Source organism: Paenibacillus sp. FSL W7-1332 (assembly GCF_037969785.1).
GTDB lineage: Bacteria > Bacillota > Bacilli > Paenibacillales > Paenibacillaceae > Paenibacillus_AQ.
In genome coordinates this window covers 4,187,244-4,209,106 of record NZ_CP150209.1, presented here as the reverse complement: position 1 = coordinate 4,209,106, position 21,863 = coordinate 4,187,244, and the positions used below count along the sequence as shown (strand labels likewise).

16 protein-coding genes and 2 pseudogenes are annotated in these 21,863 nt (G+C 48.6%); 17 read left to right on the top strand and 1 reads right to left on the bottom strand.

Annotation, left to right across the window (positions count from 1 at the left end; genetic code table 11):
• Positions 1-7 precede the first annotated feature (7 nt).
• Entirely contained in the window at positions 8-811 is an 804-nt protein-coding gene (locus MKX98_RS18785; RefSeq protein ID WP_194543104.1) for an ABC-2 family transporter protein, read from the top strand.
• A 133-nt stretch (positions 812-944) separates the two neighbouring features.
• Positions 945-1,988 (top strand): hypothetical protein, encoded by a 1,044-nt coding sequence (locus MKX98_RS18780; protein WP_339217767.1) that lies wholly within the window; start codon positions 945-947, stop codon positions 1,986-1,988.
• A 148-nt stretch (positions 1,989-2,136) separates the two neighbouring features.
• Here MKX98_RS18780 and MKX98_RS18775 read toward each other — a convergent pair whose 3' ends face one another.
• The gene (locus tag MKX98_RS18775; protein ID WP_339217765.1) at positions 2,137-2,751 is read right to left on the bottom strand and encodes a TetR/AcrR family transcriptional regulator; all 615 of its coding nucleotides are present in this window, start codon (positions 2,749-2,751) and stop codon (positions 2,137-2,139) included.
• A 171-nt stretch (positions 2,752-2,922) separates the two neighbouring features.
• Between MKX98_RS18775 and MKX98_RS18770 the strand changes: the two are divergent.
• From MKX98_RS18770 to MKX98_RS18700, 15 genes and pseudogenes are all read left to right on the top strand, one after another.
• Positions 2,923-3,611, top strand: a pseudogene (locus MKX98_RS18770) (MFS transporter); the annotation flags it as partial.
• A 41-nt stretch (positions 3,612-3,652) separates the two neighbouring features.
• On the top strand, positions 3,653-4,651 hold the full coding sequence (locus MKX98_RS18765; protein ID WP_339217763.1) for a phosphotransferase: 999 nt from the start codon (positions 3,653-3,655) through the stop codon (positions 4,649-4,651).
• 277 nt (positions 4,652-4,928) lie between these two features.
• Complete coding sequence (locus tag MKX98_RS18760; protein ID WP_339217761.1) at positions 4,929-5,237, top strand: hypothetical protein; 309 nt, start codon at positions 4,929-4,931, stop codon at positions 5,235-5,237.
• A 179-nt stretch (positions 5,238-5,416) separates the two neighbouring features.
• Positions 5,417-6,001: a TetR family transcriptional regulator gene (locus MKX98_RS18755; RefSeq protein ID WP_339217759.1), complete on the top strand. Its 585-nt coding sequence runs from the start codon at positions 5,417-5,419 to the stop codon at positions 5,999-6,001.
• 147 nt (positions 6,002-6,148) lie between these two features.
• Positions 6,149-7,363: an MFS transporter gene (locus MKX98_RS18750; RefSeq protein WP_339217757.1), complete on the top strand. Its 1,215-nt coding sequence runs from the start codon at positions 6,149-6,151 to the stop codon at positions 7,361-7,363.
• Positions 7,360-7,569: pseudogene (locus MKX98_RS18745) on the top strand (ArsR family transcriptional regulator); the annotation flags it as partial. The gene MKX98_RS18750 and the pseudogene MKX98_RS18745, both read left to right, overlap by 4 nt.
• A gap of 512 nt (positions 7,570-8,081) precedes the next feature.
• Positions 8,082-8,987 (top strand): NAD(P)-binding domain-containing protein, encoded by a 906-nt coding sequence (locus MKX98_RS18740; RefSeq protein WP_194543097.1) that lies wholly within the window; start codon positions 8,082-8,084, stop codon positions 8,985-8,987.
• Positions 8,988-9,070: 83 nt separating this feature from the next.
• The gene (locus MKX98_RS18735; RefSeq protein ID WP_194543096.1) at positions 9,071-10,015 is read left to right on the top strand and encodes an NAD(P)-binding domain-containing protein; all 945 of its coding nucleotides are present in this window, start codon (positions 9,071-9,073) and stop codon (positions 10,013-10,015) included.
• 303 nt (positions 10,016-10,318) lie between these two features.
• Positions 10,319-11,086 carry a DeoR/GlpR family DNA-binding transcription regulator gene (locus MKX98_RS18730; protein WP_194544835.1) on the top strand — a complete coding sequence of 256 codons (768 nt, stop codon included), beginning with the start codon at positions 10,319-10,321 and terminating at the stop codon, positions 11,084-11,086.
• A 317-nt stretch (positions 11,087-11,403) separates the two neighbouring features.
• Entirely contained in the window at positions 11,404-12,222 is an 819-nt protein-coding gene (locus MKX98_RS18725) for an MBL fold metallo-hydrolase (protein ID WP_339217750.1), read from the top strand.
• Positions 12,219-13,466 carry an MFS transporter gene (locus MKX98_RS18720; RefSeq protein ID WP_339217748.1) on the top strand — a complete coding sequence of 416 codons (1,248 nt, stop codon included), beginning with the start codon at positions 12,219-12,221 and terminating at the stop codon, positions 13,464-13,466. Before MKX98_RS18725 ends, MKX98_RS18720 begins: the two co-directional genes overlap by 4 nt.
• Positions 13,441-14,403: a metallophosphoesterase family protein gene (locus tag MKX98_RS18715; protein ID WP_339217746.1), complete on the top strand. Its 963-nt coding sequence runs from the start codon at positions 13,441-13,443 to the stop codon at positions 14,401-14,403. The genes MKX98_RS18720 and MKX98_RS18715 overlap by 26 nt, the downstream gene beginning before the upstream one ends.
• Positions 14,404-14,762: 359 nt before the next feature.
• Positions 14,763-18,704, top strand: a complete 3,942-nt coding sequence (locus MKX98_RS18710; protein WP_339217744.1) for a polysaccharide lyase family 8 super-sandwich domain-containing protein — start codon at positions 14,763-14,765, stop codon at positions 18,702-18,704.
• Between the two features lie 198 nt (positions 18,705-18,902).
• Positions 18,903-19,376: an IS200/IS605 family transposase gene (gene tnpA, locus MKX98_RS18705; RefSeq protein ID WP_339217207.1), complete on the top strand. Its 474-nt coding sequence runs from the start codon at positions 18,903-18,905 to the stop codon at positions 19,374-19,376.
• Positions 19,377-19,745: 369 nt separating this feature from the next.
• Entirely contained in the window at positions 19,746-21,833 is a 2,088-nt protein-coding gene (locus MKX98_RS18700) for a BglG family transcription antiterminator (protein ID WP_194543091.1), read from the top strand.
• The last annotated feature ends 30 nt before the right edge of the window (positions 21,834-21,863 follow it).

Sequence of the window (21,863 nt, the reverse complement as noted above, 5' to 3'; positions counted from 1 at the left end):
GTTGCATATGTTTAAAATCACGAGGAAATACATGCGTCTGTACGGTTTATTCATCAAAAATTGTCTCATCGCCCAAATGGAGTTTCGGGGCAATTTTATGATGAGCCTGCTGGTCGAATCCGTCTACCTGCTTGCCAAGCTGCTATATGTGCTGGTCGTGTTCCGTACCGATCTTCATGTTGATGGCATACCGCCCGAAGGGCTGCTTCTATTTATAGGCATGCACACGGTGGTGACCGGAATTTATGTCGGCCTGTTTTTTACAAATTTCATGAAAATTCCGGAATATGTTAAAGACGGCTCGCTTGATTTCATGCTGACGAAGCCGGTATCCCTTCAGTTCATGGCTTCCTTGCGTTACGTCGATTTGGCGCTGCCGATCCCTGATATTCTGGTTGGGTTCGTCATGATCGGCATCGGCTGGCATGCGATGGATATTCCGCTGACGTTCCTGCAGCTAGCGGGGTTTGCCCTGCTGCTGCTCGTCTCCGTTGTCATCACTTACTGCCTGATGATTATCCCGGCGCTGCTTTCATTCTGGTTCGTCCAGACGGGCTCTGTGTCGGAGATCGCGCATTCCGTTTGGGACGCCAACAATTTCCCTATGGCTATATACCCGGCCTGGGTCCGGCGGGTCGGGACTTTTGTTATTCCTCTGTTCCTTATTACCAATTTCGGACCAATGTTTCTGCTTGGGCAGATTAACTGGCTCCATGCGGGCTTGGCGCTGATCGCTTCGCTTCTGCTCTTTGCAGCTGTTCGGCTGCTCTGGAAACAGGCCGTGAAAGGTTACAGCAGCGCGAGCAGTTAATCCGGCAGTTTGGTGGGGCGAAAAAGCTGAGCTTGCATTCTCGCATCAGAGAAGGAAGTAGATGTGTCGGGTTAAATCGTCGGAAGACTGCTATCACGATTCCGGATCACTTGTAAGAAAGGAGGAGAATCAGATGAACGCGTTTCAGCTACCGGTGGTGAATCCGCCGCTTAAAGGATTTTTGCGGTGGGCCTACACACTTTCCATCACCAGCATCCATGAAGAAACGAAGCCTTGGTTTTACAGCAATTTTATCCAGCTGTTCTGCAAAAAAAACTTTCTGGAGGACGGCAGGCAGTACTACTTTGATTTTTTTCGGGGCAAGCCCAACGAACTGAATTTCAACAACCCGTTTCTTCTCACCTGCTCGGTCAATTATACGATTCTGGAGAGTTTGGCATTGGACGCTTGGCCGAAATTTTTCGCGGATCAGATCCGAAACGGCTATTATTGCGTTGTGTTTTTGGATGAAGCCAGGTTATCGCCTGCGGCCTCCTATCAGAGAGAGCCGTTCCCGCATCATCTTTTCCTATATGGTTACGATTGGGACGAAAGGGTCTTCAATGCGTCGATGTTCGATCATACGGGAGTATACCGCAATTTGCAGATCCCGTTCCGGGAGTTCCAGGACGCCGTTCAGTCCATGAGGCATCTTCTAAAGGAGAAGCTCACGGCCGATCATCATACTTACTTTTATAAATACGAGCCGCATTCTCCATATCCTTTTGATAAAACGGCCGCGATTGACCAACTTCGCGATTATCTAAACGGAGAGACCCGTCTCAACCGGATCAATTACAATTCGGACAACGAAGAAGCATTCGGAATCAAGGTATACGACTATTTACGGCTGTACTATGATGCCGCAGAGGGCAACGATTCCCGGCTCGGTGACCGTAACGATGTAAGACACCTTCATGTGCTCTGGGAACATAAAAAAATGATGAGCGAGCGGATCGGATACTTGGTGGACGAGGGGATCATCCCGTATGACGAAGAGCTGGTGGCTGGCTACAAGGATATCACCAAAAGGGCGATGAAGCTGAGAGATCAGTACATTCGTCATGAACTTCGCGAAGACCACGAAATGTTTGATCGGCTGAGGCTTCGGTTCGATGAATTCCAAAACGAAGAGCCTGCTCTCCTGCAAAAGCTCATTACACTGCTTGATGGCTGAAAAAATACGGGTGAGCATACGCGTCATGGATGCGATGCTTTCTGAAAAGACCGGGTTTTCAGCAACAGATGAAGCATGGTTAGAAAACAAAACCTGCTAGCTATGGCTAGCAGGTTTATTGTTCATTAATGGTTAAATGATGCTCTCGTTAGCCTGACTGCGTCGATAAGGCATCCCATACGCTCATCAGTTGAGTGATGGCAGCATCCATTGCTTCGTATGAAATACCGTCCCGGGCTTGCGTTGATATTCCTTGCAGAAATGTTTCAAATAAGGTTACCAGCATGGGGATATCCGTTGAATCCGGCAACTCTCCATTGGCTACGGCCCGCTCGATACAATCTTTTAGCCAACCGTGGACCCTGGCCCGTTCCTTGGCAAGCATCTCGCGGATATGTTGTTGCTCGGGTGAACAGTTCACGGCGGACAAAACCAACAGACAACCGGGAGGATGGGAACTTTCTGTCTGCATTCGAGCCGATCGTCGCAGTCCTTGTTCGATAGCCGCTTTTGATGTCAGGTTTGTATCCCTGAAACTTTCAGAGACTTGTCCATAAGTAGAGATATATTGATCCATCACTTCTCGGAACAGGGATTCTTTTGATTCGAAAGCGGCATAAAAACTCGCTGCAGAAATATCGCCCATGGCAGCACGCAACTGAGCTAGCGAAGTGGATTCGTAGCCGTGTTCCCAGAACAGAAGCATGGCGGCAGCAACTGCCTCGTCACGGTTAAAAGCGCGTGGACGTCCCGTTCGTGCCATATAAATGCCCCTCCTTTATCTAATTCTATACTAATCGATCCAGAAGTCCTTGACAAGAGAGAAGGGTCAATCTAATATGTGGAATGATCGATTCATAATTAATTTGCTCTTGAGGAGGAAACCATTTTGTCACAATTATTATCTTCTAAGGGTACGGCACAAACGGGCAACATGCCCGTCGCCAGGCTTCCTTGGTTAGCACTGCTCGCGCTTGCGATGACAGGATTTATTTGTATTTTTACAGAAACCATTCCGGCGGGTTTACTGCCGCATATTGCGGGAGGTTTGAATATTACGACAGGGATGCCGGGCAGCTCGTCACTTCCTATGCTTTGGGTTCCATTGTGGCGGCAATCCCGTTTGCGATGTTTACCGGAGGGATGAGACGACGTTCGCTTCTGCTAGCCATTATTGTAGGTTTTTTGATCTTCAACTCGATGACCGCATTGTCTAACAGCTATGTATTGACTTTGGTCGCTCGATTTTTTGCCGGCGTATCTGCGGGTGCCGCATGGGGGATGATTGCCGGGTACGTACGGCGTATGGTTCCGGATGCTTTAAGAGGCCGTGCCTTAGCAGTCGCGATGGTTGGCACTCCGATAGCTCTTACACTCGGTGTGCCGGTGGGCACCTTGCTCGGTGACCTCATTGGTTGGCGCCTTGTATTCGGACTCATGTCTCTGCTGACTCTCGTATTAATTGGATGGGTTCTGTGGCAGGTGCCGGACTATCCCGGGCAGCCTGCAAATCAAAGAATGACCATCCGTCAGGTGTTTGTCATGCCCGGCATCCGTCCGATTCTTATGGTGGTATTGACATGGATGCTGGCTCACAATATTTTATATACGTATATCGCGCCGTTATGGAGCATAAGAATATGGATTCGCATACAGGAGGGCGTATGGACCAAAACGTAAAATTAATGTTCTTGGACGAACATGCCAATGAAGGTGCAGCGCGGTTCGGAGTCAGCTCCAAGGAGCTGACCTTCCTTGGAGGATTTCAAAACTTTATATATTCCTATGATCGCAATGATATAAAATATATCCTCCGTTTCACAGCGAGCACTCATCGCACAGGAGAAGAACTTGCAGCTGAATTAGAATGGATTCGTTATCTATCAAAGAATGGGCTGGCGGTCTCAGACTCGATATCTTCGATGAATGGAAACGACTTCGAACGAATCCGAGGAACTCATATTGATTTCTACGTGACCTCTTTCAGATATGCGCCTGGTCGTAAAATCGGATACCCGGAATGCCTAGGCAATCCCTTACTTTACGAACAATGTGGACGCGTGACTGGCCGTCTCCATGAACTGTCGAAGCGTTACAACCAAAAGGTAAAAAGGCACACTTGGGAAAACAATGAATACCTCTTACAGGCCCAAAAATATATACCGGAAGAGCACCTACCCATGCTTCTTGCGCTTGATGATCTTAAGAGACAGTTGTCCAGTCTCCGTATTACTACTGATAATTTCGGTTTGATACACGGAGATATCAATGTAGGAAATTTTATGGTTGATGAATCAGGGGAATTAACGCTTTTCGACTTCGACGAATGTCAGTATAGTTGGTATGTCGAAGACATTGCGATCCAGTTATATTACCTGCTGTATGTGTTTGGGGAAGATTCTAAAGTTGAACGAAAGGCGCAGTACGAGCTTTTCATGAAACATTTTGAGCGAGGCTATACAGAGGATAACCGTCAAATGCCTGAGGGCTGGAGGGATCAGTTGGGGCTTTTCCTGAGGCTGCGTGAAATTATCGTAGTCGTCGGCATGCACCGAAGCTGGGATTTAAGTCAACCAGACGATTGGACTCGCGACTTTTTAATGGATAGCAGGATGCGGATTATACATGGGGTTTCGTTGATCGACGAATTCCAGTCATCCTAAATGGGAGGATAGGATAGAACAAGCATGGTTATATGTTGTTTACATATGGTTGGGATATTGGATAATTCTGGGCTGTGATTGATGTTATAATCAAAGTGGACGCTTTATTTCGAGACGAGGGAGGAGATGGCGGCTGAACAAGCGTACATGGTATATCTTTCTGGCAATTTGTGTCCTGATTCTAATTAGCGCAACGATATATTCGGCGTCTCAAAACAGAACATCGTTTAAGGAGATGGTGCTCGATCAATTGATTGAGCCTAAGATCATAAGCCATATGAGCGTCAGGAAAAATCGGTTCCGTTCGAACGAGCAAGAGATACAAATTACAGATCCTGCGGAGATTGAGCGGATTATGAACAGCTTTTCCGAAGTCAAACTACGTAAAACCAGCAGAGTGGATTACGGTAGCGAAGAATATGAAGTTTGGTTTCAGGGCCGAAATGGCCCGACCTTCTCTGTATTCTTCTTAAGCCCTGAATACGTGCGAATCCATAACGGTTCGAGCAATCACAAAAGGTATGGCAAGGAATATAAAATTGTAAACGACTTCGATCGTGGGGTCATCGAAAATCTATTTAAATAGACGAATGAGGGGAAAGGTCATCGGGACGATGACGTTTCTCTTTTTCATTGTGGAAACCCAAGGCCGTTTGAAGATCATCTCAGTCCGTATCATTTTGAACGTCCTCTGCTGTTTAAAAATAAATACTGGAATGTTCGTTCCGATTGGTATATACTCATGTAGAAAAGGAGGGAGTATCGATGGGACGGACCAAAGAATTTGACCGGGAGCAAGTACTGCGCAAAGCCATGATCGTTTTTTGGGAAAAAGGATATGAGGCTGCAAGCATACCGGATTTATTGGAATCCATGGAGTTGAGCAGATCCAGTATGTACGAAACGTTTCAGGATAAACAGACGCTGTATTACGAAGCCATCCAATATTATAAAAAAATATCGCAAAAAAAACGTGATCAAATGATACATGCAACTTCTGCGGTCGCGGGAATCCGCCAGTATTTCGAGCTGCATATCATGAACGCTTTTGCCACGCACGGCGAAGCTTTCCCTAATGGATGTCTGATTACGAATGCTTCCGTTGGTTTGGATACGGTGGATGAGCCTTTGCAGAATACGATTCGCCAAAGCTTTACGGAATTGGAGCAGCTGTTTTATGATACGTTAAAGAAAGGGCAAGAAACGGGAGAAATAGCCCCGGAGAAAGATATTAAAATGTTATCGTACCTGCTGCTGAACCTCAACCATAGCATTAACGTAATGGCCAGAATCAAAAGCGATATTAATAAAGTACATGGTATGATGGATGCGGTCTTCGAGATGCTGTAAACCTATTTTTTTTCAGGAAACCGGAATGATCATTCCTGAAGGGATTTCCCCTTGCTTATGAGCATAGGAGGGGGGAGGTTGTCTCTATTCTGGAACGAACGTTCCTGTAATATAACGCAATAATTCATAAAAAAGGAGTGTTTATCAATGTCTGAAAACGAAAAGGAAAGAGTGGAGAAATCCGTATCAACTGGGATTACGCTGATTCTTGCTGTTGCCTGTGGGTTGATCGCTGCAAATCTTTACTATACTCAACCTTTAATTGATTCGATTAGTTCGGCCATTGGGTTATCTTCGGAAGCCGCAGGGTTGATCGTGACGCTGACCCAAATCGGTTACGGGATCGGCTTGTTATTTATCGTCCCTTTGGGGGATTTGCTTGAAAACCGCAAATTGGTGGTTATGCTGCTGATTCTGACGTCTATTGTTTTGATCATCGCGGCTGAAGCCCGAAGTGCGGCTCTGTTTCTTGCCGCTTCCTTGTTTATAGGTGTCGGGGCCGTTGCGGCCCAGATCCTAGTTCCATATGCGGCGCATCTTTCCCCTGAGGAGACGCGTGGACGTAATGTAGGCAACGTAATGAGCGGTTTGTTATTGGGTATTATGCTGGCCCGTCCGGTTTCGAGTATGGTAGATACATATTTCGGCTGGCATGCCATCTTTATGATTTCCTCCGCTATGCTCTTGGTACTGGCTCTTGTATTGGCAAAAGTCCTTCCGGCAAGGCAGCCGCAAACGAAGGACAAATATCCGGTTATCATCTCATCCATGCTGCATCTGCTCAAGACAACGCCGATTCTGCGGCGCCGCGCACTGTATCACGCGTTTTTGTTCGGCATGTTTAGTCTGTTCTGGACAACGGTTCCGCTCGTTTTAACGAGTCCGGTGTTTCATTTTTCTTCAACAGGTGTAGCACTTTTCGCTTTGGCAGGCGTTTCTGGTGCGGCGGCGGCTCCTATTGCTGGCCGCTTTGCAGATAAAGGCCTGATACGTTCGGCAACGGGATTGTCCATCGCGCTGGTGATTCTATCGGGTCTTTTGCCGATTATGTTTCCTGGAGGTTCTATATTTTCTATCGTTATCCTAGTAATTGCTGCTATTCTGCTCGACATGGGTGTGTCCGCCAATATGGTGTTGGGACAGCGAGCGATTTTCGCTTTGGGAGCTGAGGTTCGCAGTCGGTTGAACGGCATGTATATGGCGATCTTTTTTGCGGGTGGAGCCATTGGCTCCGCAGCCGGGGGTTGGGCGTACGCCATGGGCGGCTGGAAAGCGGCGATGTGGGTTGGCGTTCTATTTCCGATCCTGGCATTACTGTACTTTTTTACGGAAAAAAGAGGGGCTCACGGCGATATGAGATGAATGATGGTCAAGTCTTTCGTGAATGCGACATGGAGTTCAAAAACAACCAAAAGGTTCTGATCGCCATCGGTGATGAAACAAGACAAGCTATCCTTAAAACATTGATAGAGGGACCGCAAAATCCCGGTATGCGAGTGGGAGAGATCAGGTTGAATACTCATCTATCTCGTCCAGCCGTTTCTCATCATTTGAAGATTTTAAAAGATTTCGATTTTGACCTAAGCGAGGAAGAAATGGACCGAATCCGGCAGCTAGACACGGGTAAAAGATATTCCGTTAACCCGACTGGCTACATGATAAATCCGATTTACGTCCAGTTAATGAAGCTATTTGTAAAATAGGTCTGGATGGATTTTAATTTTAACTATGTGTTAACCGACTGATGAATGAATCTATATGACTAAAATGGTATGTAGAGGATATAGACATTGAAAGCCGCATAAAATGCGGTTTTTTTTGTTTTATATATAACTCTCCAAAATTTACAAAAACCTGAGTGCTCGGCTTGAAAGATCATGAACCAATCAACTTTTATAAAAGTGTAGCAATTATGATAACAAACAGGATACTCAGACCGGGCGCAAGATCACTATTGACCTTGACGCTAGTGTTAAGGTCTAGAATAAAGTTCGTAACCGCCTAGATTGAACGATATTCTACTCCAATTTGTTCAGGGTAAGTCGATATTTCATTGATAATAGGGAGGGGCATTTACACAATGAGTTACGATCAAAGCAAGAGAGAAGAACGCTCGCCTGTGACCGTCATTGGTCTTGGCGAGATGGGCCAGGCATTAGCTGGCGTTTATTTGCGGAACGGATATCCTACGACGGTATGGAACCGTACGGCAGCGAAGGCAGATACCTTGGTGAAGCAAGGAGCTGTACTTGCCGCCACACCTGCTGAAGCCGTGCAGGCAAGCCCCGTCGTGATCGTATGTGTTCTGGATTATGATGCCGTGCATGAAATCCTCGATCCTCTGGGTGATATACTTAAGGATCGTGTTGTGTTCAACCTCACGAATGGCACACCTATGCAGGCTCGCAGTACCGCCAAATGGGCGAAGGAAAGAGGTTACGATTATATCGATGCGGGTATCATGGCCGTACCGCAAATCATCGGAACCGAGGCAGCCTTCATCCTCTATAGCGGAGGAGACAAGAAATCCTTTGACACCAACAAGAAGTTGCTAGATGTCATGGGAGCCGCCAATTACGTTGGTGCAGATGCCGGATTGGCCTCCCTGCTTGATTTAGCCATGAATGGGGCGATGTACGGTATGCTCGGCGGTGCCATGCATGCCATCGCGGTTGTTGGCACTGAGGGCGTTAAGGCACAAGATTTCTCGTCCGGGCTCCTGATTCCCTACCTCACCGCCATTACCGGTATCATCCCTAACCTCGCACGCCAGTTCGACACAAGAGAGTTCTCGGTTGGGGTCTCAGCCAAACTTGCTATGCAGCAAGTTGGTTTCAGGAATATTCGGCAGGCCAGCAAAGATCAAGGAATCAGTACGGAGCTGCTTGACCCCATTCAGTCTCTGATGGATCGACGCGTCGCTGCTGGCTTTCCTGATGATGATTTCTCTGCCGTCACCGAGCTTTTAAAAGAGCAAATGACCTGATCGCGATAGCAGTGAAGATCGATAACGTTAACCATATCAAGTCAACCCTCTCGGTTGGCTATCCTTCTAAAGGAGTTATTCTAATGAAAACCAATAACGAACGTGAGAACATCAACAAGTCAGTTCGAATTGGAACTGAAAAAGATAATGGGAAGGACTCATCAGTGACGGTCATCGGGCTAGGACCTATGGGCAGGGCGATAGCGAGCGTTTATTTGGATAACGACTATAGGGTGACCGTGTGGAATCGAACTTCAAGCAAAGCCGACGAGCTTTTGGCAAAGGGTGCCACTAAGGCGCCCACGGTCAAAGAGGCGGTAGCCTCTAACAAATTGATCATCATTAGTCTAACAGACTATAATGCGATGTACGCTATTCTCGAACCGATTTCGGAGTATTTATCCGGCAAAGTGATCGTCAACTTGAGTTCAGATACCCCAGACAAGGTCCGTGAAGCGTCGAAGTGGTTGGCTGAACGCAACGCCCGGCATCTCACCGGCGGTGTATTGGCTTCACCTCCTGGTATCGGTAATACTACAGAATCCGTCACACTCTATAGCGGCCCTAGGGAAATCTTCGAGTCGCAAAAGAAATTCCTGGATGTACTAACAGGCACAGACTATAAGGGTGAGGACGCAGGGCTTGCCATGCTGTACTACCAGATACAGATCGATGTCTTCTGGACCACCATGCTTAGCTATCTTCATGCTGTTGCAATAGCGGGAGCGAATGGAATCACGGCTGAACAATTCCTGCCATATATCTCGGACACCTTGTCATCTCTGCCGAAGTTACTTGAGTTCTACACCTACAGGATCGATACGGGCAAGCACCACGGTGACGTGGAAAAACTTGCTATGGGTTTGGCGAGTGTCGAGCACGTGGTTCAAACATCTAAAGAAGCAGGTATAGATCCTTCTCTGCCAACCGCTGTTCTGGAAGTCTTCAAGCGCGGTGTTGCTAAAGGACATGCTGGCGATAGCTTCACCAGTCTAATTGAGATGTTCAAAGAGTCTGTAGTAAAATAACCGGTTTGTATCCGGTCCATAAAGCTGGTAAGAACGATATGTAAGTTATATTGCTAAATTTACAATGGAAAGTCCCATCAAGCGCTTATGATGGGACTTTTTTATTCCGGTTCTCGTTGAGATTGCCCTTAAGCATTAAAAGGCCAGTTGCCCAAGTCATATTACGCTGGCATATAAATCGGGGAGTTATTATCATCCCTAAATTCGCCAAATTTGACTCCAGAAAAGGTAGAACAGGAGGATTAGATGCTTTTTATGGTAAACTTCTAAATAAGAAGTTTAGGCAAGTAAGGAGTGGAGCAGTTGTTTGCTGAGCAGCGGCATCAAATCATTATTCAGAAACTGAATCAGGACAAATCGATCCGAGCGTCGGAGCTCATGGAGCATTTCGGAGTTTCGTTTGAGACGATCAGACGTGATCTGGAATATTTAGAAAGCGAAGGCTACCTGCGGCGGGTGCACGGCGGGGCGATTCTGAAGGAGCCCGACTATAGCCGCGAAATCCCGCTGCCGATCCGCGAATCGATATATATGGAAGAGAAGGCGGAGCTTTCTCAAATCGCGGTACGTTATGTGACCGAAGGGATGTCCATCGCGCTTGATCCCAGTACGACAAACACCCAGATTGCGAAGGCGCTGAAAGCCAAGTTCGATCGATTAACCGTGATTACGAACTCGCTTCCGATCGTCAACGAACTGGTTTCGATGCCAGGATATACGGTGATTATGACCGGGGGCGTAATTCGTCATGAAGAGCAAAGCATCATCGGAGATTTGGCGGAGGAGTTTTCATCACGCTTCCATGCGGATCTGTTCTTTATGAGTATGAGCGGGGTTACGTTGGAAGCAGGGATTACAGATTACGGAGTCGGCGAAATTCAAGTGAAAAAAATAATGCTCGCGAACGCAAAGCGCTGCATCGCCCTCGCAGACAGCAGCAAGTTCGGGCAAAATTCATTTATCAAAGTATGCGGGGCAGCGGAAGTCGAACGGTTTGTGACGGATTCCAAAATCGACCGGGATATCGTTGAACAATTTCGCAAGAACGGCATCGAAATCGTATACAAATAATAAAAATCCTATGAACGATTCTTGGTTTCCACGAACCAGGAATCTTTTTTATTTATTTGGAAGGTGCTTCTTATGGTGTTGTATTTGTGTGTGTTTGTATGTTTCTAATTTTCCGACATGGCTCACACAGTTCTACTGTTCTTCCGACCAGACAGTTTATCGATTAACTAGAGTATTTATACTCAACAGATTCCGGCAGAAAAAGAGTTGCACCTAATTAAATAATGTATGTGATTGATTGTGTATATGTGGTATTATTTGTATCAAATCAAGGAACCGAGAAATGAACCATTGCTTTTCAAAAGGAGGAGAAACCAGTGAAGATTCATTTTCTAGGCACAGCCGCAGCCGAAGGATTTCCAAACCCGTTCTGCCGCTGCGATGCCTGCAGCAAGGCGAGGTCGCTTGGAGGAAAAAATATTCGAACCAGAAGCTCTATTTTGATCGACAATTTGATCAAGGTCGATTATTCTGCAGATTCCCATATGCAGGCGCTCCGTGATCGGATCGACTTGGGTGCGGTTGAGCACCTGTTGTTTACGCATACGCATTACGACCATTTTCAGCCGTCGGATCTGTACAACCGAGTTGAAGGATTTGCGCACGGTATCGATCATCCCTTACATATATATGGCAACGATGTTGCCATTAGCCAGTCCGTTACTGCACTGGGGCCGGACGCTGGAGGCAGGTTTGCCTTCCATTTATTACGCCCGTTCGAGACGATTTCATTGGGCGATACACGAGTCACCCCTTTGCTTGCGAATCATGACCCCATGGAAACTTGTTTGCTGTTTTACATAGAAAAAGGTGGCAAAACGCTATTTTACGGCAATGACACCGGATGGCTGCATGACGATACTTGGGAATGGCTTCAACGCAAAAGGATCGATATGGCGATCCTTGATTGCACGCATAGCTATACGAACAATAAGCGAAATCCAAATCATATGGGGATTGAGAGTGTGCTGGAGGTTCAGCGCGTATGGCGGGACGAAGGTACGCTTGGGCGTGACGCTCTTATATACGTGACTCACTTTACACACAATTCCGATTTTCTGCATGATGATTTTGAACGCGCTTTCGAGCCCGCGGGCATTAAGGTGGCTTACGATGGCCTGATCGTCGACCTATGACGAGTGACAGCAGCAACGCGATAGAACAGCGCCAGATTAGGATTGTCGGTATCGTAACGGCGCTAACCCTCTTCGGCGACTCGATGCTGTACATTGTCCTCCCCGTGTATTGGAAGGAAGCGGGACTGGACGCCCTTTGGCAGGTAGGCGTGCTGTTGTCCGTAAACCGACTAGTAAGGCTGCCCCTTAATCCTGTCATTGGCTGGCTGTATCATCGCATGTCGCTTCGAACCGGTCTGTTCATCTCTGTGTTGTTAGCGGCGCTTACCACAGTAGGATACGGCGTCTTCAAAGGGTTCGTGCTTTGGATAGCTTTGCGGGCGGTGTGGGGAATTGCATGGTCCTTGATGCGAATGGGCGGATATTTGACCGTCATTCGTTACTCGGACGATACCAATCGAGGGCGATTTATGGGAACGTATAACGGATTGTGGCGCCTGGGCAGCCTGGTTGGCGTGCTGTTCGGAGGGTTTCTCGTACCCATGCTCGGACTGCAGTCCGTCTCGATCATCTTTGGTTTGATGGCATTGGCCGGACTTCCGTTGATCGCGGCATCCATAAGTCCGGGAAAAGCGTCCGGCTCACATCAACTGGAATTACCTCCCGGTAAGACAAAAACGGTATGGTCGCTGCAGGTAAAGAAAATCGTGATAAGCGGACTAATTATATCCTTGCTGCACGCCGTGTTCGGCGCGACGCTTACGTATCTCATTGATACGAGTTATCCAAAGGGAATCCCGTGGTTCGGTCTGATCATCGGCAGCACGGTGTTGGGCGGCGTATTGACAGCGCTTCGCTGTGCTTGGGAGCCGTTCTTGGCCCGATGGTTCGGACAGCGTACGGATGGGCCGAGAGGAAGGCTGCCTTTATTCATGCTCTCGCTTGCGGGTGCGGCAGCGGGTTATGCGTTACTTCCGTGGCAGCTGCCGCTCGGTATATGGATTGTTATCGTTATTTTTGTCATGATCACAAGCACTGCGCTTGGCACCATTATGGACGCCATGGCTTCTGACGCTGCGAAGAGTACTTCCGTTATTACAGTCATGACTGCTTATTCCGTATCTACTGATTTAGGGGCGGCGATCGGCCCGACGTTAATTTATTGGGTGGTCGGCTCGCAGTATGGCGTGACATCGATGTATTTGGCGTGCGCTGCTGTATTCGTTTTGATCGGGTTATGGTATTGGAAGGAATATGTGACAAAGGGGCGGGTATATCTTGGAGAAAAAGCTGAAGTTTCGTGAGGATGGAACGTTTGTCATTGTACAGTTTTCTGATGTAGAGTTTATTGACGCTGAGGATCACGATCCGGAGACGCCGCTTCTCGACTCGATGACGAAGGCGACGATGGAGAGAATCATTGCGATTGAGCAGCCGGATCTTGTTGTGTTTGCAGGCGACTTGACGGCAAGCGCTAGAAGTAAAGATCCGCTGCAATCGTTCCGCAGCGCGGTCGCTGTCGCTGAGGAAAACCGCGTAGCATGGGCGGCTGTGTTTGGCAATCATGACTCGGAAGGAAGCGTATCGCGTAAAAGGATGCATGAGGAGCAGCTCCTGCATGAATATTGCGTAGCCAAACCGGATCCACCGGGCGTAAGCGGAGCCGGAAATTATGTGCTGACGGTTGACGATTCCAAGGGAAGGCCGGCAGCTTCGTTGTTCTTCCTCGACTGCGGTGATTACTCACCGATGGATGCGGTGGGCGGATACGATTGGATACGCCGGGATCAAATCGAATGGTATGCATCTGAATCTCGGCAATTAGCCGAGCGAAATGTTGGAGAGCCTTTGCCTGCACTGGCTTTTTTCCATATTCCGCTCCCGGAATACAAAGAGGTGTGGAAGACGAAGGTGTGCGAGGGCCACTGCAGCGAATGGATCAGCTCGCCTGAACTGAACTCCGGCTTGTTCGCCGCCATGGTGGAGATGGGCGATGTTATGGGCACGTTCGTCGGACATGATCACTCGAATGATTACTGCGGGACACTGCATGGCATTCGTCTTTGTTATGGGAGGTCTACTCGTTACGTTAGTTATGTAGACGGTGTACGCAAAGACAAATTTCCGACGGGCGCAAGAGTCATTCGATTAAGAGCGGATGAGCGACAGTTTGAGACATGGATCCGCCAAAGCGACGGGCTTGTCGCGGAATTGCCGCTGCATGAGCCGGATGCTCGGTAAGTTACCCTTTCCCACGCAATTTCTCTTCACCAATATAGAATTCCTAAAATGTTCTGAATAAGCTGCGAATATTCTTCCGTTCAAACTGAGCCATATTCAATCTACCTCGTTCTTTGAGAATGTTGTTGTGATGCATCATGCAACCTGGGGATTTGAATGTGGCTTTTTCTCGATCTCGTATTTTGCAAGTTGATATTTTATAACAAAACAAGGATTGTCGTTGTTATTAAAGCCTGAAGTGGATCATTCGGATGGCGTTAAAGCCGGGAGGGGGGTGATGAAACAGACGGAATTCATGCAAAAGGATGCTGGGGCTAACCATTGGCAGTCTAATTTGAATGATGGAAGGTGGTATTGTGATGAATTTACGTTGGCGGAAATGCATGGTGGTTTCTCTTCTCACCAGTTTCATGCTGTATCCCATTTTGTTGTTTACCGGACCGATACAAGCATCAAGCGCTGCAGACGAGTTCGATTTGCTGAGGGAGAGGTGGCATGTATATTTGACCGGGGGGACGGCAATCGACACGTCGGACCCGGAAATTGCAGCGAAAATCAGCCAAATCGAAACCAACGCGAACAAGCACTGGTCAGCGATGAACACAAACGCCGGACGAACTTATCTGTGGAGCGATCTGGCGAATTGGAGTGTCTCCAGCACGATCTCATCCAACTATGTAAGGCTGAAGGAAATGGCTCTGGCCTATTCCACAACAGGGTCTTCCCTCAAAGGGGATAAGCAGCTGGCTGCAGACATCCTAAGTGGCCTGGACTGGATGTATGCGAACAAATATAACGAAACGAAGAGCGAGACAGGAAATTGGTGGGATTGGGAAATCGGCGTGCCGATGAATCTGACGGATGCGATGGTCTTGATTTATGATCAAATGTCCGCAACGCAAAAAGCTAACTACACGAAGGCTTTGGACAAATTCGTTCCGGATCCAACCTATCGCACAAATTCTCCTTCACTCCGGGAGACCGGTGCGAATCGGCTTGATAAAGCGCTAATTGTCTCTTTGCGCGGCGTGCTGAATAAATCGGATGCCAAGATTGCGCAAGGCCGTGACGCGATCAGCCAGGTGTTGTTGTATGTACAGAGCAGGGACGGCTTTTACGAGGACGGTTCATTTATCCAGCATGACTATGTCGCGTATACAGGAAGCTACGGTGCCGTTCTGCTCGAAGATATGGCGAAGCTGCTGTATCTTCTAGGCGGTTCGAGTTGGGATGTGACGGACCCGAATATCGCGAATGTCATTCGTTGGGTAACGGAGGCTTACCGCCCTTTTCTGTATAAAGGCGCGATGATGGATACGGTGCGAGGGCGTGCGATATCGCGCGAAACTTCACAGGATCACCAGGCGGGACGGAAAATCCTGGCTTCACTCGTCATGCTGGCCGACGGCCTGAACGCTCGGGATGCCGCAACGGTTCGCCAAATTGCCAAAGGCCAAATGATGTCGGATACAACGTTCCCGAGGTATACGGAGGGGCTGTCCATTTTCAGCATCGGCAAAATCAAAGCACTGCTTGGCGATCCATCCGTTGAACCCGCAGGCGATATGATCGATACCCATGTATTCGCAGGGATGGATCGCGCCGTACACTTAAGGCCTGATTTCGGCCTGGCGCTTGGTATGTTCTCGACGCGGATTTCGGCTTTTGAATACGGCAACGGCGAAAATACCAAGCCATGGTGGCAAGGCGCAGGCGCAGCCTACATGTACAATGCGGACCAGACGCAGTTTTCGGGGGCCTATTGGCCAACGATTGATCCGGTGAGATTACCGGGAACGACTACGGACGGCTCTACGGGGAGCGTGGGCTCGTTCAGCTTCAAATTCAATACATCGAATTGGGTAGGCGGTTCATCGATTGATGGCCCTTACGGTACGGTCGGCATGCAATTTTCGATGTCGAAAAACACGGGTACTCCGTTATCCGGCAAAAAGTCATGGTTTCTATTCGGCGACAAATATATAGCGCTCGGATCCGACATTTCGAGCACCGGAGGTCGATCAGTAGAGACGATCGTTGAAAATCGCAAGCTGAACGAGAACGGTTCGAATACGTTGACGGTTGATGGAACGGTTAAGCCTGCGGCGACGGGGTGGACGGAGGCGATGACAGGCGTACAGTGGGCGCATCTGTCTGGAAGCGTACCCGGAGCGGATATCGCGTACGTATTCCCTGGAGGGGCGACGGTCCATGGTCTTCGAGAAACGAGATCCGGCTCCTGGAAGGATATCAACACCGATGGAAGCGATAAGCTTCTATCCGCGCAATTCGCCAGCCTTGCGCTGAATCACGGTATCGATCCGGTGCAAGCTTCCTATGCCTATGCCGTTTATCCGGGGGCGACAACGAGTGAGGCTGCCGGTTATGCGGCGAACCCGGGCTTTACGGTTTTGAAAAACACGGGAAACGTCCAGGCGGTTATGGATACCAGCGATGAAATGGCGGTCGGAGCCAACTTTTGGAAGGATGCGGTTGAAACCGTTCAAGTGAATGGAGCCGATTACTTAACTAGCAATAAGAAATCATCCGTCACCATCGTTGAGAGCGGAGATGAGCTGCAAATCGGGGTTTCAGATCCGACCCAAGCAAACGGAGGGACTATTGAAGTCGAAATTCACCGTGCGACAACCGGCGCGTTGCGGCTCGACCCGGGGGTTACAGTGAAGCAGTTTTCACCGACGACGGTATTGGAAGTCAATACGGCGGGAGCGATCGGGAAAACGTTCCTGGCTAAGCTGAGCACAGGGTCAACGACGCCGCCAGTGGCGCCACAATTGATCGAAGCCTTGCCAGGACCCGGTTCAGCTGCGCTGAAATGGTCCGCAAGCGCAGGAGCAACAGGATACCGAATTGATTACGGGACAGCGCCCGGCAACTATACGAATACTGTGGATATATCCGCAGTCAGCGGAAATAACCAGTATACCGTCACAGGGCTAGCCGACGGGGCAACGTATTATTTTACGATAAAAGCACTTAATGGCGCCGGTAACGAAAGCGCCGCATCCAATGAATTATTCGTAACGCTTGGATACGCAATCTTGCCTTCCGACGATGTCTACGTACGCAGCGGGTCTTATGCAAACACGAACTTCGGATCTTCCGATCAATTGGTTATCAAAAACGATCCCAACGCAGGTTATCACAGGTACTCCTATTTGAAATTTGATTTATCTCATCTGCCGGATCAGGTCAAAAGCGCGCAAATCCGCCTGGTTCCGACAAGTGCCGGACTTGCCAACACACAAGGCGTCGCTTTTGAAGTTAGCAATCATGCATGGACCGAAAGCAGCATGACATGGAACAACAAGCCTGCCGCCGGCAGCCTAATCGGAAGCTGGACCGTCCCGGCTGCGGGGACGCCGGCAACCTTGGATGTAACGGCACAAGTGAATGCGGCCATGGCTGGTGATCGTACAATCGCCGTTCAGCTCGCTCAGACGACCAACTATGGCTCGACCGGCTGGGTGATTTACGGCTCTAAGGAGCATGCGAATGCAGCTTACCGGCCCGTGCTTCTGTTCGAGCCGCAGGATACGGCTCCGCCAAACACGCTGGCGACATTATCCCCGGAGAAGCCGGACGGCGATAACGGTTGGTATGTCCAGCCTGTAACGCTATCGTTGGCCGCGGAGGATTCATTCTCGGAAGTAACCGAATCGGTATACAGCTTAGACGGTGGAAGTTCATGGCAGCCGTACACTGGACCTGTTACATTCAGTGAAGACGACAAATATACAATAAACTATCGATCAAAGGATGATGCGGGTAACCTAGAGCCCGCGAAGATGATTGAATTTAATCTGGATACAGAGGCCCCTCTTATTACGTTTGGCGATCCGGCAGCAGAAAGCTACGGTATTGATCAGGACTTATTGCCGCAATTTGATGTAAGCGACGATTTGTCCGGCGTCGATTCTAAGAAGACAACTTTGTTGCTTGACGGTCGGCCTCTGGAACAAGGCGCAACGATTCCACTGTTTACATTGCCAGTGGGCAGTCATTCATTAGAACTTACAGTTTACGATTCAGCAGGAAATATGGGGAGAGCCAGTGTGGATTTCCAAACGACGGCGACTAGAGAATCGCTCAAAGCGCTGGTCGCAAGGTTTGAGAAGGACGGCTGGATTGACAACAACGGCATCGCGAACAGCTTGAGGCAAAAGCTCGACCAGGGTGAACTGAACAGTTTTATTCACGAAATTCAAGCACAGAGCGGCAAACATGTTCATAGCGATGCTGCACGTTACTTACTTCAGAATGCACAGACATTGATATAACATGGCAGTCGCGAAGTGAACAAAATCTTGCATGGGCCCTGCAGCCCATGCTTTTTTTATGGCTTTAGCCAGTTGAGTGCGTGAAACGCGCGAAACAAAAAACCACCCGCTATGCGGGTGGAGGGATTGAGGGTTTGACCACTGAGACCATTCCAATAAAATTGAGATGTTCAGGCTCAAAGAAAGGAATGTTCTCAAATGGCAACCAAGAGCTACAGCCTAGCTCACACAAAGTGGATGTGCAAATACCACATTGTATTTACCCCGAAGTATAGACGGAAAGAGATCTATAATCAAGTAAGAAGAGACTTAATAGAAATTTTCAAACGCTTATGTAAGTACAAAGGAGTAGAAATTATAGAAGGCCACATGATGCCCGATCATGTCCATATGTTGGTGGCTATCCCGCCGAAAATTTCAGTCTCATCATTCATGGGATATCTAAAGGGGAAAAGTTCGTTAATGATCTTCGAGAAGCATGCACAACTAAAATATAAATACGGGAATCGAAAATTTTGGGCAGAAGGATATTATGTGAGTACAGTAGGTTTGAATGAAGCAACAGTAGCGAAGTACATTCGTGAACAAGAGGCACATGATCAAGCCATGGATAAGTTGAGTGTAAAAGAGTACGAAGATCCATTCAACAGCAACAGGGGCAAAAAGAAATAAACCAGTTTAACTGGTAAGTGAAAGTGACAAATAACAATGAGCCTGAACAGAGTTATGGTCAGGCTAGCGTCTTTAGGCGCAGTTTGGCAACAAGGGGTTATACCCCAAGAGCAAACCACCCGTTGGACGGGTGGTCATGATTTGTGCATATAACCTACTTAATTGAAAAGTTCGCGGAGTTATTTAATGAAAAGTATGTTGACGGTCTACATAACTTTAAACACTTGAGTTCATTTTTGCACAAAAGGGTCTCCATGAATTGAACTGTCTTTCATGAAATGCCTGTGGGTATAATCGAATTGCAAAAGGTACCACACTAAACGGCAAAGGAGTTGATGCCGTATCCTGGACGAAAGAAGTACCCGGATTTTGACGCTGCTTCATGAAGCAGCCGATTATGTGTCGCTGGAAGAACTGATGCAGAAGGTCGGTATCTCCAGACGAACCGTTTATTATGATATGGAAAAAATAAACGACTACTTGAAAGCGGTTCATCTTCCGCCGGTCAAATACGTCAGGACAGTCGGCTATTATTTGCCGGATGAAAGCCGGTCCGGTCTTCCGCAGTCGACCGGGAAGCCTCAAACACAGCAGTATTATTTGTCCCCACGGGAAAGAATGGCCTGGATGTCGCTTTATCTGTTATCGGCGGAGGCTCCGCTCTTTGTTCATCATTTTACGGACCTTTTGCAGGTTAGCCGAGGGACCGTACTCAAGGATTTGAATATGGTCCGGTCGGACATGAAGATCTCGAAACTTAAAGTAACCTATGACCGCAAGCGGGGCTATGGCGTACATGGGGAGGAACGTGACAAGCGGAAGGCCTTGAGCCAATACTTCGGACAGATTTTCGGTCATGCCGGCTGGGAACAGATATTTAACCGGAATCCGGAATCGGAAAGTCCGGATCTCGCCCAAGTCTTATTTCCCCCTATGAAGTCAGGTCACCTGAAGCGGGTGTATCGCCTGATTTCGGATAGCGAAATAACGCTGGGCGTAGATTTGACGGATGAGATGTTATTTCATTTGACGGCACGGTTCCTGTTATATGTAAGGCGGATTCAGACCGGACAGTTTATCTCGATAGATGAAGATGAACGAAACGTGCTGCGGAGGAAACCGGAGTACGAAGTTGCCGCAGGGCTTGCCGAAGGTCTTGGCCAAATGTTCGGCGTCTCCATCCCGGACGAAGAGATTTGCTACTTTACGATGCATTTACTGGGAGCCAGGGTTAACCGGATGGAACAGATGACCGGATCCGAAGAGGTGCTTAAGCAGCTTCGGCAAGTGACCAGACAGATGACGGATGATTTTCAGCGTTACGCCTGCGTATTCCTGCCGAACAGAGAAACGATGGAAGAGAATCTGCTTGTTCATTTGAAGCCGGCTTATTATCGGATCGTATACGGACTCGGTCTTGAAAATCCGCTGCTCGAAAATATCCTATCCAAGTACAGGGAAGTGTTCGAGCTGACCCGCCGATCCGCGGCTCCGTTCGAACAATTGGTTGGGCGTCAACTTGACGACAACGAAATCGGATATCTCGCGATGCATTTCGGCGGCTGGCTGCGCAGAGAGAACACGAAGCCGGCCGTACGGCGACAGGCAGCCATCGTTTGCGTCAACGGCATTTCCGCTTCGCGAATGCTGAAATCGCAGCTGGAGAACCTTTTCTCGGCAGTGGATATTACGGCCGTGCTCTCACTGCGGAATTACGAGTCCTTTGATGAAGACCATGTTGATTTTATTTTCTCAACGGTCCCATTGCCGGATAGCAAAGTGCCCGTTCTCTTAGTGAATCCGATTCTCAGCGATAAGGATAAGGAGCACCTGCTGAACCAGGTCAACATGGTTGCCGGCCGTAATTCTAAGACCCCGGCGTACTCGGTTCAAGCGCTGCTCGATATCGTCCATAAATACGCCGTGGTTAGGGACGAAGCAGGTCTTACGGAGGAGCTGAACCATTACTTGTCCGTTGGGAAAACATGGCTGAGTGAAGCACGCAAGCCATCTCTATCGGATCTGCTCACCGGACAGATGATCCAAATGAAAAGAAAAGCTGCCGACTGGCGGAGCGCTGTACGCGATGCCTCCGAGCCCCTGCTGAAGGATGGGCGCATCGATGAAGCCTATATTGATGCGATGATCTCCAAAGTCGAGGCGCTAGGCCCTTATATCGTCGTTGCTCCGGGTATCGCGATTGCGCATGGCAAGCCGCAGGATGGTGTCCGGCGGCTGGGCATCAGTCTGCTGCGGCTGGAGGAACCTGTCGCCTTCTCAGAAGAAGCAAGGCATCAAGTTCAGGTCATTCTGGTACTGGCTGCGATTGACGGCGAATCCCACCTCAAAGCGCTGTCGGAGCTGACCATCCTGCTCAGGGAGAAGGAGAGCCTGATCCGTCTGAAAGAGGCCAAGACGAAAGAAGAGATACTGCAGCAATTACACACCGGTCTTTAGCATCGATTAGAATACCGGATTTGGGAGAGA